Here is a 17,489-nt window from a genome sequence, read left to right on the forward strand (position 1 = left end):
ATGGCTCCTCGACCTGGGCTCGAACCAGGGACCTACGGATTAACAGTCCGGCGCTCTACCGACTGAGCTATCGAGGAACAAGACTTAGATTATATACACAAAAATTGGGGCTTGAGAACTCAAAAGCTTGTTTTCATCGTCAGACGCCAAGTTCTCGCCGCACCAGGGTACAGGTAGAGGTGCCCGTAGCTGGTTGGCGATTCACGCCAGTAGCGGCGGTCGAACAGATTGGTCACGCCCAAAGTCCAGAGCGTTCGGGTTTCTGGCGAGAGCTTCTGTTGAAAACTCAGCAGGGCGTCAACCCGGGTCCAAGAGGCCAGCGACACCTGCTCGGCACTGTTGTCAATCACCTTGCGTGGTCCCTCGTGGCTGATGCCACCGCCCACGGTCAAACCTGGGAGTTGGGCCACTGTGTAGTCGGCGCGCAGGCGCAGCACCCGTGAGGGCACGTTGGTGGGCGCGTGGCCGTTGAGGCTCGCATCTGCGCTGTCGCGCACGGCACGTAGCCACATGGCACTTCCGCCCAGGCGCCAGGCGCCCATGCGATGGTCGCCAGACAGCTCCAGTCCTTGATGGTGGGCGTCGCCGTCAAAGCTTTGCACCCGGCAATCACTGGCGCTGGCGGGGCAGAGCTGGGCCGTGTTGGCACCTGCCGTCCCAGCCAACTGGGTTTCATACAAGGCGGGTCTGCGGATGTCGAAGTAGTTCACTTGCCAGGCGCCCTGGGTCAGGGCCTGTTTGAACCCGATTTCCTTCTGGGTACTGACCGCTACTGGAATGGCCGAGCCTGCGTTGGCGTAGTAGGGACGGTTGGGGGCGACTGCGGATTCTGTCCCCCGTCCCCAACTACCGTACAGCGACAACCCCGATCCCAGGTCATAGCTGGCGCCCAGCCAGGGGCTGTTGAAGCTTTGCCGATAGCGGGTTTCCTGCCCGCCGTCGGTCTGGATGCTGTGGCGATCCAGCTCGGTGTGGCGCAGCCCGGCCCAGGTCACAAAACGAGGGGTCCAGCGCGCCATGTCCTGCACAAACACTTCGGTCGAGTATTCGTCCCGGTTGGTGTTGGGGGTGATGAAGGCCAGGGGCGGGTTGGGGCTGGGGATGCGGGTCTGTCCATCGGTGGTGGCCTGGCCCACGGGCGCCGAGGCATCGGCCTGGAAGCCAAAGCGGTTGTTCAGCACACTGCGCAACAGGCCGGTGCTGACCTGGTGCTGCACGCTGCCCCAGCGCACATTGCCGAGCAGTTTGAATTGAGCCGCCTGTTGGCTGCGCCGTTCATTGTTGCTTTCAAACTGGTAGATGTCGGCCAGGCCCACGTTGGTCTTGCCGGTGCTGCTGGATGGGCAATATCGGTCCGCATAGTAGGCGCCACTGACCGGGTCGCTGCAACCAAAGGGGTAGGCCAGGCGGTCGTCGCTCTTGAGCTTCTGGCGCCCGTACTGGGCCTGCCAGCTCCAGGTTTCGTTGATCAGTTGGTCGACCCGCAGCGTGCCGGTGAGGCTGTCAAAGTGGTTGGGCTTGGACCAGGGCTGATTGTTCAAGTTGACGTTGGGGTCACCCACCGCCGGCAACTGGTTACCCAACAGGCTTTGTCCGGGCACGCTGGGCTGTGTCAGGCTGCTCCATTCGAATTCGCCAGCGACCACGGTGTTGCGGCTGACGCGGGCATCCAATGCCAAGGCGAACAGATCACGGTGACCGTTCGTGGCATCGACCAGGGGGCGCATGTCCTCATGGGCAACGTTGAGCCGGTAGCCGATCACCTTGTTCTCGGTCCTGCCGCCCAGGTCCATCGCCATCAGGCGGGTGCCCCGTTCGCTGAGGCCCAGAGTCAATTCGCGCAAGGGCGTTTCGGTGGGGCGTTTCACCACGTAATTGACAAGGCCGCCAGGCGCGCTGGTCCCGGCCTGGATGCCACTGGTGCCCTTCAGGATTTCGATGTGATCCTTGTTGTCGAGCGGGATCACGGTTTCGGCACTGATCGGCAGGCCCTCGCGCCGGTAGTTGTAATTTTGGTTGAGCGTGTAGCCGCGAATGGTCAGAAAATCCCAATAACCGGGTGCGTTGTAGCCATCGGTGACCGAGGCATCGAGGGTGGTCAGATCGGCCAGCCGGCGCGCCCCGAGGGCGTCAAGTTGCTCCCGGCCAATCACCGTGACCGACGCGGGTACCTCACGGACTGGCACATCCCCGAAGCCCGTCACGTCGGCCACGGGCGCCGAGCTGCGCTCGTTCACGACAACGGGTTGAAGACTGGCATCCTGTGCCCAGGCCAATGGCCCCATCAGCAGCAAGGCCGCGATGGCGCAAGGCGTCAAGGGGGATGTGGGGTAACGGTGTCGGCAGGTCATGGTTCGGCTTCCGTGATCCTGGCGCAAAGCAGTCGTGTGGCGGGGCTCGCAGGCATGGGCAATGCTGCGGCCGGCACGTCGGGCTTCCCTGCGCGAGGATGATCTCAATCAGGTTCAAAGGGACTCTCTCAGTCCTGGAGGCAAACCTCCGGGACACCCCTAGCGGCCTCGCGGTCAATGTGACAGCGAGATGGCGGCATTGTAAACAGGCCGTCAAGGCTCGGCGGCCGAGCCTTTCATGGCCTGGATGAAAGCCTGTGCTTCGGCTTGGGGATTGGCGGCGGCCAGGACGGCGCGCACCACGGCCACACTGCCGACCCCGCTGGGCAAAACCTCGGGCAGGCGCGCGCGGTCAATGCCGCCGATGGCCACCAGGGGGTAGGGAGGCTGCTGGCGGTTCAGCAAATCGGCGTACGCCATCAGGCGGGCGATGCCCTGAGGCGCAGTGGGCATGGCTTTCAAGGTGGTGGGATAGACCGCGCCCATGGCGATATAACTGGGGCGGACCTGATCAGCCAACACCATTTCGGCGTAGCCATGGGTGCTGACTCCCAGGCGCACTCCGGCGTCACGCATGGCCACCAGGTCCGTATCAGCCAGATCTGACAGATCTTCCTGACCCAGGTGAATGCCCCAGGCGCCCTCATCGAGGGCGATTTGCCAGTGGTCATTGATGAAAAGTCGAATATCGGTGCCCTGGACGGCGGCGATGGCGGCCTTGATTTCTGCACGCACGGCCGACAGGTCTTGAGATTTGAACCGCAGTTGCAAGGTGGGGATGCCCATGTGGGCCAGGCGTGCGATCCAGTCGGCATCCGGTGCCACCACATACAGCCCCAGCGCCCGAGGGCAGGGCGCAAACGCGGGCCGGTCGGTGGGATAGCGGCCCAGGCCGAAGTCCTGTGGCTGGTCGGGCCAACTCAGATCGTCGCATTGTCCGGTGCGTTCGGCGCGTGACTGCCAGGCCCGGGCCAGGCAATGGGCGTCGATGTCAATGAAACCCAGGGCCCTGCAGGCCTGCCAGGCGGCCTGCTGCAAGGGCGGCCATTCAGGCGACACGGGGGCGGGTGGCAGTCGGCCAGGCCCGCCGAAGCGAGCCTGGTGGGTGCTCAGGATGGCCTGGGCCAGCAGTTCAGGGGGGGAGGGGTGTGTCATGGTGCTCAGGCGTGGTGCCAGAAAGGAGTACCCAGCACTGGGGTGCTGGGTTGGGCGTTGTCCTGGGCCTGCATGGTGCCGGCCAAGCGGGCTTGTCGCCCGGCGGTCACGGCCTGGGCGAAGGCGCCGGCCATCTGGACAGGGTTATGTGCCAGTGCCACGGCCGTGTTCAGCAGCACGGCGTCAAACCCCCATTCCATCACGGTGCAGGCGTGCGAAGGCCGCCCCAGGCCGGCGTCGACGATCAGCGGCACATCCAGTCGCTCGCGCAGGGTTTGCAAAGCACTGGGGTTGATCGGGCCCTTGCCGGTGCCAATGGGGGCTGCCCAGGGCATCACGGCCTGGCATCCGACGTCGACCAGGCGCTGGCAGAGCACCAGGTCATCGGTGCAGTAAGGCAGCACGCGAAAACCATCGCGGATCAGTTGTTCGGCCACCGGGACCAGGTTCAGCGTGTCAGGCTGCAAGGTGTAGTCGTCACCGATCAGCTCCAGCTTGATCCAGTCGGTTTCAAACACCTCACGGGCCATCTGGGCCGTGGTGATGGCTTCCTGGGGCGTATGGCAGCCGGCGGTGTTGGGCAAAACGGGAACCCCCAGCTGTTGAAGCAGCCGCCAGAAGTCATTGTGCTGGGCAGCGCCCGCGCCCGCGCCCGCACTGGCCTGGCGTCGCAGCGAGGCGGTCAGCATCGCTGGCCGGGCCATGCGTACTGCGGCTTCCAGGGTGGCTGGCGAGGGATAGCGCGCCGTGCCCAGCATCAGCCGGCTCTCAAATGATTGTCCGTAGAGGATCAGCGGATCATGGGGGGGAGTGATGGATGGGGTCATGGTTCAGCCTCCGGTGACTGGGGTGATCACTTCGACGCGGTCGCCCGCTTGCAAGCGGGTTTGGGCATAAGCCGACCGCGGCACGAAGCGCGTGTTGATTGCCACCGCGAAGGGGGGGGTGAAACCCTGGTGGCTCAGCAGCTCTGCCAGGGTGCCTTCTTCGGGCCATTGCACGGGGCGTTGGTTGATTTCGATGTCCATGGGCTCAGTGGGCTTGTGCAAGGCAGGGCCGGGATGGGGCCGCGTGGTCCAAGTTCACCCCCAGCCGTTCGGCCAGTTGGGTATCGCCCTGGGTCATCCAGGCCATGGCGACATCCGCCAGGGCGGGCGAAATCATGAAGCCATGCCGGTACAAGCCGTTGATCTGCACCAAGCGGGGCCCGCAACGCCTCAGGCAGGGCAGGTTGTCAGGCAGGGTGGGGCGGCACTGGGTGTTGAGCTCCAGAATGCGTGCCTCGGCAAAGCCGGGGTGCACGGTGTAGGCGGCGCTCAACAACTCCAGGGTCGAGCGCACGCTGGCCGGGCTGTTGTCATCGCTTTCGATCTCGGTCGCGCCCACCACAAATACGTGGTCAGGCTTGGGGGCAATGTAGATCGGGTAGCGGGGGTGAATCAAGCGGGTGGGGCGGGCCAAACTCACCTCAGGGGCATGCAGGCGCACCACCTCGCCGCGCACGGCGCGCAGGCCTGGCCATTGAGGACGCGACCCCATGCCGCGACAGTCGATGACAAAGCTGTCTTCATCCCATTCGAAGTCAGCCGGTGTTTGCGGGCTTTGCCAGTGCATCCTGGCGCCTTCCTGTTCCAACTCGTGCAGCAGGGATTGCAGCAGGCCTCGATTGTCGAGTTGCCCCTCGCCGGGCAGGAGCAGGCCCTGGTGAAACCGCTGGGCAAGGGCTGGCTCGTGCTGGGCGAAATCATTGGCATCCAGGCGCAGCAGCTCAGGCAGGCCTGGTACCGCCTGCTGGGTTGAGCGGAGCAGACCTTCGAAGCGCGCCGCTTCAGCCCGGTCCTGACGGTGCCAGACGACCAGTGTGCCTGCACGCTGAAAGAACACAGGACGACGCAACAGCGCCAGCAACTCGGGCCAGCGCTCCAGGGCGTACTGGCCCATGCGCACGACGCAGGGTTCGGTGATCGCGGACTCGGCCAGCGGGGCCAGCATGGCCGCCGCCACACGGGCTGCGGACCCATCGGCGTCCGGCCCTGCCGCATCATGCAGGGTCACTGGGTGGCCAGCACGCAGCAATTGCAGGCCCAGCAAGCGGCCCATCAGTCCGGCTCCCAGGATGATGACCTTCTGGTGACGTCGGATCAGCATGGCGATTTGCCGCCCGGTTGCAGGACGGTAGGGCAGGTCGAAGGCGATCGCGAAATTGGGACGAGGGGCGAAGTCGCTGAGAAGCGATGGCCTGGGGCGTTCAGAGGGGGCATGTCGTCAGTCCTTTACCTGGATACAGGGGGTGAGGACGAAACGAGGCCACGCGTCGTTGATGTTTGAAACTTCCCACGCCAGCATGATCTGGATCGGGTCATGAGGGTCTTTCTCAGCCAGGTCAAAGTCGATACAGCGCTGTTCGCACCGCATGAACCTCCGACAGGCACCCCTGTTTCATCCGCGCCCGAATTATGCAACGGGTGATCCTCCCGCCAATCGGGCCAGTGCGTTGGCATCCGATCCGAGGGACTTGCGGTGGCCATAATCGGTTACTTTGGGCTCTATCGACCTTCGTTTCATGACCTTCCATGCCGCCCCGGCTTCGCCTCTTGCCAGCGTTTTGCCGCCCCAACCTTGCCGATATGTGCGCGTGCTGAGCATCGCTGGATCCGACAGCGGCGGCGGCGCCGGCATCCAGGCCGATCTCAAGACCATGGCGGCCCACGGGTGTTATGGCATGACTGCCATCACGGCGCTCACAGCGCAAAACACCCAGGGTGTACGCGCTGTGCACCCCGTACCCGTCGAGCACCTGGTCCAGGAAATCGACGCCGTGGCTGAGGACATCGGCATTGACGCCGTCAAGACGGGCATGCTCGCCACGCCCGAGCTGGTGCACGCGGTGGTGGCTGCCATTCAACGTCACGCTTGGGGGAAGGTGGTGGTCGACCCTGTGATGGTGGCGACGAGTGGTGACCTGTTGATGGCCAAAGAGACGGTTTCCGTGATGGTCGAGAGGCTATTCCCCTGTGCCGCACTGGTGACCCCTAACCTCGATGAGGCCGAGTGCCTGCTCGGTCAACGCATCACTGAGGCAGCACAACTGCTGCCCGCTGCGCAGCGGCTGATCGGGCTGGGGGCACAGGCCGTGCTGCTCAAGGGAGGGCACCTTCCGGGAGACGAGGTGGTCGACCTGCTGTTGACTGCAGACGGTGAGCACCTGCACCTGGCCAGCCGTCGCATTGTGGGTGCGAACGTGCACGGCACGGGCTGCACGCTGTCTTCTGCAATCGCCTGCCAATTGGCGCTGGGGCAGACCCTGCCGCAGGCCGTCCGTGCCGCCAGGTCTTATGTTCTTCAAGCCATCGAGGCGGGCGCCTTCGTGCAGACAGGGCGAGGTCATGGCCCGCTGAACCACGGATTTGCGCCCTTGCCCATGCACCGCTTGCCAGTCTGATCCGCCCCCCTGGGGTGGCTGAGGCGCGCGCCAGGCTGGCCGAGGCGCATGCCGTAAGCTAGACGTAATGATGTTTTGCGACGTATCAGTTGCATCCAGAGCATATATTTGAACTGCCGTTGATGCGATTTTTTGATCCCTTTGATGTCATTTCTTCCATATGTGTGCGAAATTCACGGTGATTCCATTGGATATGCTTTCATATTGATTCAAATATTCACATAGCAATCTGCGGCCTTCTCCTACATTGACGTCCCAAGGGCACTATTAAGATTACACACGCAACAAATGGTTTTACGGTTGTGGCCACTCGGTTGCGTTGTCAATGTTTATCGCAAAGAAGGTTTATCTATGTTTTTGAATATGCGTCATTCGGGATTGGATGCTTTCATCAAGAAATTTCTGGTGGCTTTTTTGTTGGCAGGTTTCCAGCCTGTAATCTGGGCTCAGCCTGTTTCCAAACCCGTTGATACAGCCGCGAGCGTCAAGGCCTCCCCGATCAAGGTGCGACTCGACCAATACAAAGTGGTTACCTTGGAGAATGGAAAGGAAACCCTGATGGATGCCCCATCCATCAAGCCGGGTGACGTGATTGAATACCGTGCGACCTACACCAATCAGGACGCCAAACCTGTCTCGGGCCTTCAGGCCATCCTGCCCATTCCAGAAGGCATGGAGTACCTCCCAAAAACCGCCCGGCCAGGACCGGGCAAGGCCCTGTCCGCCACTGCCAGTGGGGCCTATGCGGCCGAACCTCTGACCCATCAGGTGCGTGTCAACGGCCGTGTTCAGGTCGAACCCGTTCCCTACGCGCAGTACCGCTCGCTCAAGTGGGAGTTGGGCCAGTTGGCGCCCGGCGCCACGCAAACTGTCTCTGCACGCGCTCAGCTTGAGTCGTTCAAGCCTGCGGTCAAACCGGATTCAGCCCAGGCTGTCCCGATCTCTCGAAAATAATCCCATCATGGATTGATCCAATTCTCTGAGGATCAATCCAAAACATCTCATCTTCATAGGCCGAGTGGTCGGCGTGTGGGTGTCCTCTTCCTGTTGCTATTCACTGGTGACAGGGATTTTTCTTCAAGTCGGCTTTGGTTCAAGGTATTTGGGCAATTGATGAATTGCTTTGATGTCGCTCGCCTGTGAGAAATTGGGTGGCGTGATATTTCAGCTACTTTGAACCAGGGCCGACGCAGGAGGTTATTTTGAAAATCAACTCTGGTCCACATGGTGGTGGCCGCAAGAGTTTCATGAACTGGGTTGGCACCCTGGTTCTGGGCTCTTTGGTCACCTTGGGTTCAGCCTACGCCGCACCACCCGAGGCGGGGACTGAAATTGGCAATCAGGCGCTCGCGCGCTACATCGACTCGGGTGGGACTCAGCAGGAGTCCAAATCCAACAACGCCTTGACGGTGGTTCAGCAGGTGGGGGCTTTTACCCTGGTGGACGCCAACACCAAATCGGCGTCGGCTGGCAACACGGTCTACATGCCTCACACCTTGACCAACACCGGCAACGGTTCTGACAAGTTCAGGTTGAGCGTGGCAGAGACCTTGGCCGGCGCGCCGCCCTTCACCAAGATCGCCATTTACGCAGATGCCAACGGTACCGGTTTGCCGTCAGGGACAGCGCTGTGCGCCTCGGACATCGCCACGGTCTGTACCACAGGCTTTGATCAGACAGTGGCCGGCAATGGTGGCGTGTTCCGTTTTGTGGTGGCCTACTCTGTGCCCTCGACAGCCACTGGCACATGGACCAGCAAGGCGACCGTCACGGCTGCGGCAGGGACCCCCTCGCTCTATCCGTCCAGCAACCTCACTGTCACCAACCTGGACACGGTCAACCTGACCGACGGTACCGCCTTCTCGGTCACCAAGTCCTTGAGCCTGCCCGGTGTCAAAGCACCTGGCGGCGTTGATTGGCCCAAAGCCATCACCGGTGGCCCACCGTCTGCGGCAAGCTGCTCGACCACCTGGTCGGCGGCCCTGGGTTCGGCCCCTGGCTGTACCTACGCGGTCTACACCATCAGCTTCAGCAACACAGGCGCCAAGGCCGGCGCGTTCTCGGTCCGGGATACCTTGCCTACCGGCCTGACTTACGTCACTGGTTCTGCCGTCTGGAGCGGCAACGGCGGTGTTGCATTGGCCGAGCCCGCCAACTCGGGCGCGGTGATCTACAGCGTGAACGGCAGCACCGTGCGCGCCACGGTGGCCAACGTCGCCGTCGGCCAGCAAGGCACTTTGAGTTTTGTCGTGTTGGTCAACAACACGGCCAAGCCCGATGGCTCGAACACGGCCAACGTGGCTTACTACGGCTCGGGTGATTGCCCCACCGCGGGTTCTGCGGGCGACAGCTGCACCACCACGCCGACCAACAAGGTTCCGTTCTCGCCTTCGGTGATCTACGGTGTCGTCGCTGCCAGCATTGATACCAACCCGGTGAAGGATGCGAGCACGCCTCCGGCGATTTCGACCGCCCAGAACAACCTGGTCACCCAAGCGACCGTGACCCCCAATGGTTCGGTGCGTTTCAACAACTACATCGTCAACACCGGCAATGCGGTTGATTCGTTCAACATCAAGGCAGCGACCGATCCGGCACAAAGCCCTTACCCGGCAGGTACCCGATTCGATCTGTTCAAGTCAGACGGGTTGACCCCATTGCTGGACACCAACAACGACGGCGTCCCCGATACCGGTCCTCTGGACCCGGGGACCAGCTACGTGGTGGTGGTCAAGGCCATTCTGCCGCCTGATGCCGTCGTGGGCAGCGGGCCGTACAACGTGCTGATCACGGCCACTTCGGCGGCTGGCGGTCTCAGCGTGCTGGACTCGGTCTGGGACCAGGTGGGCAAAGTGGTGCTGGTCGCCGGGGTCGATTTGACCAACACGGCCGCCGGCACGGGCTCGGGTCTGTTGGGCAATGGTGACCTCGGTGCGGGCCCCAGCCCGAGCCCGACCATGACCCTCGGGACCACCCCGGGCGTGCCTGTGGGCTTCCCGCTGTTCATCAAGAACACCGACTCGAAGGACAACACCTACCAGCTGAACGCGAGTTCCAGCGCAGCCTTCCCAGGCAATCTGCCTGCGTCGTGGACGGTCACCTACTATGCCGCCGGCACCTCCTGCGTGCCGACGCCGCCGGCGACCACCATGCCCGCTCAGTTGACCCAACCGGTAGCGGTAGCTGCGGGCGCTCAACTGCAGGTCATGGCCTGCGTGACCCCGGCCACCACAGCCACCACGGATGTGATCCAGCCGATCTACTTCCAGGCGATCTCGAGCGCTGCGGCATCGACCGGCATCATCGTCAGCGACGTGCTGCAGGACGCTGTGGAGGTCAAGCCTGCCAAGTTCAAGAAGCTGCTGCTGACTTCCAGCCAGACCGGTCAGGTGGCCACACCCGGTTCGGTGGTCTATCTGCATACCTTGAGCAACGTCGGGACGCAAACTTGCGGTACTGGCGGCTTCAAGGTGGCCGTCGGCATGCCGACGACCGACGTGTCGGCTGGCTGGAGCTATGCGCTGGCCTACATTGATGATGCGACGGGTACCACCACCCCCATCGGCACCACGGGCACCGTTCCGCAGTTGCTGGCGGGCAAGCAATGGAAGATCCGTTTGACGGTGACCGCGCCTGCGGGTGTCTCGGATGGCTACATCAACAATGCCACGCTCACCGTGACTGACAACCCCGCGCCCGGCGACGATTGCGGAACCGTCAGCAACGTGGACAGCACCACCGTGCAGACTGCCAAGCAATTGGTGGTGGTCAAGACCCAGGCGGCTGATTTGGCTTGCACAGGCTCTGCCACCGTGTTCACCACGGCCACCTTGACGCAAAAGCCAGGCACTTGCGTGATCTACCAGATCACGGCCACCAACTATGGGGCCACTTCCCTGAGCAATGTCGCGATCAACGACATGGTGCCGGCCTACACCACCTGGGCTGCCAAGCAGCCGGCCAGCCAGTGCACCAGCACCAACACGACTGGCACGGTCAGCCTGACCCACCAGGCAGGTACCTCGGGTGTGATTTGCGGTAGCGCGACGACCATGGGCCCGGGGGGCATCATGACGCTGACCTTTGCCGTGCAATTGAACCAGTAAGTGTTCATCCAGCCCCCAGCGCCGACGGCGCCGGGGGCCTCCAACTTGGGGCCGGTCCGGCCTCCATCCGACGGGAAGATCCCTGATCTGTCCTGTCCCCCAATTTCTTGACATCGCATCTGCTGCAACCCGCCTCGGGCGCTCGGGTTGGTGCGGTGTCGCCTCCCTTGTTGCGCAGGGGGCTGGGTCAGACCCCGCCCCGGTGCACCTCCATCGGAATCACCTGCCATGTGGCGTTTGTTGAGCATCTTGTTTCGAGCGGTTTGTGTCCGTGGGACGCAGGCCCTGCTTCTGGCGTCGCTGTTGGCCTGCGGTGCCTGGGCCGCCGTGGCGCCCCCGGGCACCTTGATTCCCAACATCGCAGGGGTCCTGCTGTCGATTGACACGCTTCCCTTGCTCAAGCCTTCCAACGAGGTGTACGTTCAGGTTCCCTTCGACACCGACCGCATTGGCGTGGCCAAGCAGGCCAGCCAGCCCATCGTCAATCTGGATGCCTCGGGCACTCCGGATGGCACGGCCACCGTGTCCTTCACCTTGCGGGTGCGCAGTTACGCTCAGGACACCCTGTCCAAGGTCGTCCTGCTTGATCAAATCGAAGGCAGTGGGGCCAGTCAACTGGGCAGCTACACGCCCAATGCCGTACCGGGTGTCGGCCAATACACGGTCTTGCCCAACAGCCTGGTGCTGCTGTTCACCACGGCCCCGATCAACGCCAGCTCGCTCAATCAAGGCTTCACCGGCCAGACCGCTGCCAGCAACCTTTTGCAAGGGGAGGTGAGTCTGCCGCGCGGGGCCGAGTTCACCCTGCGCTTTGATGTGCGGTACAACCTCAGCGGCCGTCAGGGCCTGCTTTACAACAGCGCCCGGGCCTGTGCACAGACCGTGGGGCCTCCGCCGACCACGGTGTGTGATGATTCAGTCGACGGCGTCAACCCGGACGTCAATGGCGACGGAGACCCCACGAACGATGGCTCGCCCACGCCCGTACCCACCCAGTTGCCGGCACTGGCCTTGCTCAAAAGTGTCAGCAGCCCGCGCCCCACCGCCACGGCAGGGGTCTATGAGGTGGACTACACCCTCAGTGTCCGCAACATCGGTGGCGCCATCGCCCCCGCGCTGCACCTCATTGACAACCTGGACTGCACGTTCCTGACTGGCCAAGCGGAAGGCGCGGTGGCCTCGTGGCGCCTGCTTTCCGCCCCCTTGTCCAAAACCGGGGTCCTGACGCCGTCTGCGGCCTACACAGGTCGTGGGGTGGGAGATTGCGGAAGCGCGGCACCATTGGATTTCCCAAGTTCAAGCACGCTGGACTTGCTCAACGGCACACAGGGCCTCGCGCCCGGCCAAAGCGATGCCATCAGCATCACGGTCGAGCTCACGCTGAAGCCTGAGTTTGTCACCACCGGTGCGCTGGTCAGCAACAAGGCCTGGGCCTGGGCGGGTGGCACGGTCGCAAGGGCTCAGGCCAGCCGGGCTGGCAGCGCCAATGTGCTCGCATGGGCCTATTCCAGTGTCGACCTGATTTTGCAGGCGGTCACCCCCAGCGTGACCAGCTTCACCCTGCGCAAAGAGGGCTCAACCCCAAAGGTTGTGCCATCACCGTGCCGGCCACCGTGTCTGCGGGCACAGCGCCTCCGACGCCAGCACCGTCATCTACTTTCCAGTACACGGTGCCGGCGGGCATCTACCAGATCAGTGCCTCTTTGACGGGGGGTGGCGGCGGCGCCGGGGGAAATGACGGGACCACGCTGGGGGTTTCGGGTGGGGTTGGCGGCAAAGTCACAGCGCTCATCAACGTGATGCCCGGGCAGGTCTTTTCGGGCGTGGTCGGTGGTGCCGGCAGTGTCGGGGCTTCGTCCAGCCTGGTGGCGGCGGGCGGGGCCGGCGGTGTTGGCGGCTGGGTGGGCGTGGGGGTCGCTGCTGGGGCTGGCGGAACGGGCGGTGGTGTCGGGACGTCTGGCGGTGGCGGCGGTGGCGGCGGGGCTTCCAGCCTGACCCTGGCTTCGCCGGCCGGTCCCACTGTGCTGGTCGCCGGTGGGGGCGGCGGTGCGCAGGGAGCGGCTTACCTGAGCACGGCGTGGGTCGGCGGCGCTGGCAGTGCCCCGGCTTTGGCCACTGCGGCCAGTTGTTCCATCCTCCCCGGCACCGCGGGGCAATCCCTCGGAAGCACTCTGGATGGCGGTGGCGGCGGTGGCGGAGGGTCCGGGGCGGTGGCGGGTCTTGGCGGGACGGGGCACCGGGATCGCACAGCCGAGGGCACTCAATCGTCTGCCGGAGCCTCGTGCTACAGCACGGCCAGTGGGCAGTTTTATGGCGCTCCGGCGCTGGCCGCCGGTGCCAACGCTGGCCAGGCTGGGGCCTGGGCAATCACACCGTTGCCATCGCTGCTCAGCATGAGCAAGGCCACGACCGGCTTGATGGGCGGTGTTCGAGGGGTTTACACGTTGACCATCAGCAACAGCGGTACCGGCGGCAGCAATCCGACGCTGACTTTTTACGAGCAACTGCCCCCCAAGATGGCCTACGCCGGGGCGGTGGCAAACCCCGGCGGCACGGTGAACCTGCTGAGCGCACCGGTGTGCACGGTGCTCAACGGCACGAGCTTGGACACGGGCCTGTTGCTGGCCTGCTCGGTGCAACTGCCACCAGGAGGGGTTCCCGCAGGGGGCAATGTGCAAATTGATTTGCAGGTCACGCCGGCGGAAGTGTTGATCGGCCAGGCCGTGACCAACAAGGCCCAAATCGATCCCAGCAGCCAGAACGCCGCCCAGAACCCAGTGGCTTGCACGGCGACCAACAACCCTGCTGGGTGCGCGGTGTTGGCTCACACGGTCACTGCGCCTCCTTTGAGTTTGAGCAAGACCAATCCCGGTCGCCTGCCCGAGCACGGCGGCCGACACCCAGCCCTTTGCCACGGTGAACCAGGCGCAGCCAGGCCAGTACGTTGAGTACCAGGTGGTGTACAGCAACAACTCGGCCGGGCCGCTGACGTCCATCCGCCTGTCTGACTCGGTGCCGGCCTACACGGTTTACCGTTCGGCTGGCTGCGGCACGGTGCCCTCTGGTTTGCAGGCCTGCAAGCTGACGCAGCAGCCGGCGCCGGGCGGGACCGGTGCCCTGCAATGGGACCTGAGTGATGCGCCGGCCAGCGCCCTGGCAGTCGGCCTGCAGCCAGGAAGCAGCGGGTCAGTGATGTTCTGCGTGCAGATCCAGAGCTGAACTCCGGTGCTGCCGTGCCTGGTGCTCACGCTTGACCCAGGCCGAACCCAGCCGAACCGCTCTGCTGGCCGTCTTGAGGACGGTGTCATGAGCCCTGCAATTGCAACTGGCCGCTGAGCTGGCGAAGTTCATTCAAGGCCTTGGCAAATTCGCCGGCCTCGATCAACGAGGCCACCCGTTTGAACGCACTGGCATTGGGGTGGTCATGCAGCAGATGGGCAATCGGGCGGGCCAGGCTGGCCGCATGGGTGTCACGCTCGGACAGCAGGGTTTCAAGTTCGGCCCACAGGGGGCTCACGAGGTTTCGCAGCGCCTGGCTGAGCGGGCTTCGCACAGTCATGCTATTTGCGACACCGGCCGGTCTGCCTTGGCCCGCACGGCGGCCCCAGCGTGCCGCCATGCTGACCAGCAGGACGGGGTCAATGGGTTTGCTCAGGTGGTCATTCATGCCGGCCCGCAGGCAGGCCTGCTTGTCACTGGGCAAGGCGCTGGAGGTCATGGCCACAATGGGCAGATCAGCAAAACGGGGGTCGGCTCGCAGCCGGCGGGTGGCTTCAAGACCGTCCATTTGCGGCATCTTCCAATCCATCAACACCAGATCGCAGGGCATTTGATGCAGTTGGTCCAGTGCTTGTTGGCCATTGGCGGCCGTGCTGACCACGGCGCCGGCCTCGGTCAGCAGGGTGGTCGCCAGCTCTTGGTTGACATCGTTGTCCTCCACCACCAGCACGCGAAGCCCCGCCAAGGGCAGAGGTTGGTGTTCGGTGGGCGGGCAGGCCACGCCTTGCGGCGAGGGCATTGCAGACCGTTGCAACTCATGCAAGGCCTGGTGCAGTGCATCCTGGACCGATCTCGGACTGACCGGCTTCTCCAGGACCGCGGCCAGCTTCATGCCCCGGGCCGCCTCCAAAAGGTCATCTCGGCTGTGGGCTGTGACCATGATGACGGACAACGGCGGCCCTTTGTCAGCCGATTGCTGCATTCGGCGCACGGTCTCGAGTCCGTCCATGTCGGGCATCTGCCAGTCCATGAGCACCAGGTGGTAAGGCTCACCCCGGCTCCGGGCGTTCTGCAGTTCGGCCAAGGCTTGCTGGCCATTGGTGACGGCATGGACCTGGGGGTGCAGGGAGCCGAGGATGCTGACCAGCACCTCCCGAGAGCCAGGTTCGTCGTCGGCGATCAGCACCCGCAGGTCCTGCAGCCGGGGCGGTGGGGGGAGGTGGGGGCTGCCCACGCTGGGCACACCCAGCCTGCAGGTGAAGACAAACCGAGTCCCTTGCCCTGGTTCGCTTTCCACCCACACCTGCCCTTGCATGATCTCGATCAGGTGGCGCGAGATGGCCAGGCCCAAGCCGGTGCCCAAGGGGGAACGGACCGGTGCAGCGTCGACTTGGACCAGCGCTGAAAACAGGCCGGCGATCTGCTCGGGTGTCAGGCCCAGGCTGGTATCGCGCACCTCGAAACGCAGCAGTGCCTGGGTGTCGTCCTTGTCCAGGCAATCGACGCGAACTCGGATTTCGCCCTCTTCCGTGAACTTCAGGGCGCTGCCCACCAGGTTCAGCAGGACCTGCCCCAGACGCATCTGATCACCCACCAGGGTCGAGGGCACCTCGGGGCTGACCTCGAAACGCAGGCCCAGGCCTTTTTCGTCGGCCTCCAGCACGGTCTGGCTGGTCAGTGTGTCCAGCGCCTCGCACAGCAAAAAGGGGCGGTGTTCGAAGGAGAGCTTGCCGGTCTCGATCCTGGAGAAATCGAGCACGTCATTGATGACCCGCATCAAACTGCGCGAAGCGGCCACCACGCGGTTCAGGTGATGACGGGCCCGTTCGGGCAGGTCGGTGCGCAGGGCCAGTCCGGTCATGCCCATGATGACGTTCATGGGGGTGCGAATCTCGTGGCTCATGCCGGCCAGAAAATCGTCACGACTGCGGTGGGCGGCCTCGGCGGCGGCCATGGCGTCGCGCAGGGCCTTCTCGGCCTGCAACTGTTCGGTGACGTCGATGCCGAACGAGATCTCAGCCACATCGCCATCCTCAACGTGCATGACGTCCTGAGGCAAGGGTTCGGTGAAACGCCAGATGATGCGCCGCCGCTCGCCACTGAGGTGGGTGATGTCGTAAGTGCGTTCCTGCACGGCATTGCGCTGATCGGACCCGATGTCGTCCAGGCGCAGTTCGGGGTTCAGGCGGGCCTGGATGGCGGACCACTCCAGACCCAATACTTCGCCGCGCTGGTAACCGCTGGCACGGGCCGCTGCGTCGTTGAACAGGGTGATGTGGCCTTGAGGATCGACCCCCACCACGATGATGTCGGCCGACTCGATCAGCTTTTCCAGCAACTCGCGTGCGTGGCGGGACCGGGCCTCTGATTTGCCCAGAGCCTCCATCTGCTGGTGCAGCTTCGCCGCCATGGCGTAAAGGGCCGTCAGCAGCTGCCCGGGCTCATCGTGGTACCCCTGGCATTCGGGGGTGGGCTGCCAGTCGCCGGCGGCCACACGCTGCGCCACCTCCACGGCCTTGGCCAGTGGGCCGGCAATGCTGCGCCGAATCAGGTGGGCCAGACCGATGGCTGCCAACAGCGACAGGGCCAGCACCCCCAGCAGCCACAGGGTTTCTGAAGTGACACGTTGGGCCACCCACTCTTCTTCCCGGGCACTGTGGGCTTCGGCGGCCGGGATCGTCATGTCCACGGCATGACGATGTTGCTCATACAGGGCGTTGAGCTTGGCAAGAGAGGCCTTGTGGGCCTGAGGGGCGTGGTTTTCCAGGCTGGGCAGGTAGTGTTGCCACACCTCGTCAAAAAATGCGTCTGCGGCAAAGTTCAGCTCGTCCAGCATCGTGCTGGGCAGTCCCAGATCGGCAAGGCGTTCCTGCCAATGGGCATGGCGCTGCCGGTACTGGGTCTCCAGATACCTCAAACGCTGCACCAGATCCGAAGAGGGGCTTGAATCGGCTGCACGCTCCAGTTGCAAGCACAGCAAATACGATTCAACAATATAAAGCGGTGGCGGCAGCAGATCGGAGACCAGGTCTTTTGATTCTCCGATGCGGTGAAAGACCTCCCCGCCCACTTTGATTTCATGCAGTGTCTTGAACGACCAGAGTCCGAAAATGGAAAAACTGATTGTGAACATGACAATCAGCAGGTACAGGCGTCGAGATAAATTCAAAGACCGAAGCATGAAAAATTCCATTCTGGATTGAGAGGGTCTTGAAT

General features: G+C 63.5%; 12 protein-coding genes, 1 tRNA gene and 1 riboswitch. Of the genes, 6 read left to right on the plus strand and 7 right to left on the minus strand.

The window, feature by feature from the left end:
* Window position 1 precedes the first annotated feature (1 nt).
* The 6 genes from AC07PT_RS01840 to AC07PT_RS01865 all read right to left on the minus strand — a co-directional run bounded on the left by AC07PT_RS01840 (window position 2) and on the right by AC07PT_RS01865 (window position 5,654).
* A tRNA-Asn gene (locus AC07PT_RS01840) sits at window positions 2–77 on the minus strand.
* 42 nt (window positions 78–119) lie between these two features.
* The gene (locus tag AC07PT_RS01845) at window positions 120–2,351 is read right to left on the minus strand and encodes a TonB-dependent siderophore receptor (RefSeq protein ID WP_494655581.1); all 2,232 of its coding nucleotides are present in this window, start codon (window positions 2,349–2,351) and stop codon (window positions 120–122) included.
* A gap of 213 nt (window positions 2,352–2,564) precedes the next feature.
* Complete coding sequence (locus AC07PT_RS01850) at window positions 2,565–3,506, minus strand: thiamine phosphate synthase (RefSeq protein ID WP_494655582.1); 942 nt, start codon at window positions 3,504–3,506, stop codon at window positions 2,565–2,567.
* Between the two features lie 5 nt (window positions 3,507–3,511).
* The gene (locus tag AC07PT_RS01855) at window positions 3,512–4,333 is read right to left on the minus strand and encodes a thiazole synthase (protein ID WP_494655583.1); all 822 of its coding nucleotides are present in this window, start codon (window positions 4,331–4,333) and stop codon (window positions 3,512–3,514) included.
* A 3-nt stretch (window positions 4,334–4,336) separates the two neighbouring features.
* Window positions 4,337–4,534, minus strand: a complete 198-nt coding sequence (gene thiS / locus AC07PT_RS01860; protein WP_492345231.1) for a sulfur carrier protein ThiS — start codon at window positions 4,532–4,534, stop codon at window positions 4,337–4,339.
* Window positions 4,535–4,538: 4 nt separating this feature from the next.
* Complete coding sequence (locus AC07PT_RS01865) at window positions 4,539–5,654, minus strand: FAD-dependent oxidoreductase (protein ID WP_492345232.1); 1,116 nt, start codon at window positions 5,652–5,654, stop codon at window positions 4,539–4,541.
* A 166-nt stretch (window positions 5,655–5,820) separates the two neighbouring features.
* A riboswitch (TPP riboswitch) is annotated at window positions 5,821–5,952 on the minus strand.
* Window positions 5,953–6,069: 117 nt separating this feature from the next.
* Between AC07PT_RS01865 and thiD the strand changes: the two genes are divergently transcribed.
* From thiD to AC07PT_RS01895, 6 genes are all read left to right on the plus strand, one after another.
* The gene (gene thiD, locus AC07PT_RS01870; protein WP_492345233.1) at window positions 6,070–6,948 is read left to right on the plus strand and encodes a bifunctional hydroxymethylpyrimidine kinase/phosphomethylpyrimidine kinase; all 879 of its coding nucleotides are present in this window, start codon (window positions 6,070–6,072) and stop codon (window positions 6,946–6,948) included.
* A gap of 351 nt (window positions 6,949–7,299) precedes the next feature.
* The gene (locus tag AC07PT_RS01875) at window positions 7,300–7,902 is read left to right on the plus strand and encodes a hypothetical protein (protein WP_494655584.1); all 603 of its coding nucleotides are present in this window, start codon (window positions 7,300–7,302) and stop codon (window positions 7,900–7,902) included.
* A gap of 293 nt (window positions 7,903–8,195) precedes the next feature.
* Window positions 8,196–11,054: a hypothetical protein gene (locus AC07PT_RS01880; RefSeq protein WP_494655585.1), complete on the plus strand. Its 2,859-nt coding sequence runs from the start codon at window positions 8,196–8,198 to the stop codon at window positions 11,052–11,054.
* 228 nt (window positions 11,055–11,282) lie between these two features.
* Window positions 11,283–12,761, plus strand: a complete 1,479-nt coding sequence (locus tag AC07PT_RS01885) for a hypothetical protein (RefSeq protein ID WP_494655586.1) — start codon at window positions 11,283–11,285, stop codon at window positions 12,759–12,761.
* 92 nt (window positions 12,762–12,853) lie between these two features.
* A complete protein-coding gene (locus tag AC07PT_RS01890; protein ID WP_494655587.1) occupies window positions 12,854–14,002 on the plus strand; it encodes a hypothetical protein in 1,149 nt (382 codons plus the stop codon).
* Window positions 14,003–14,012: 10 nt separating this feature from the next.
* Window positions 14,013–14,273, plus strand: a complete 261-nt coding sequence (locus AC07PT_RS01895; RefSeq protein WP_494655588.1) for a hypothetical protein — start codon at window positions 14,013–14,015, stop codon at window positions 14,271–14,273.
* Window positions 14,274–14,358: 85 nt separating this feature from the next.
* Here the strand turns inward: AC07PT_RS01895 and AC07PT_RS01900 are convergent, their stop codons facing one another.
* Entirely contained in the window at window positions 14,359–17,406 is a 3,048-nt protein-coding gene (locus tag AC07PT_RS01900; protein ID WP_494655589.1) for a hybrid sensor histidine kinase/response regulator, read from the minus strand.
* Window positions 17,407–17,489: the final 83 nt, after the last annotated feature.

The organism is Curvibacter sp. GW821-FHT09D12 (genome assembly GCF_059416245.1).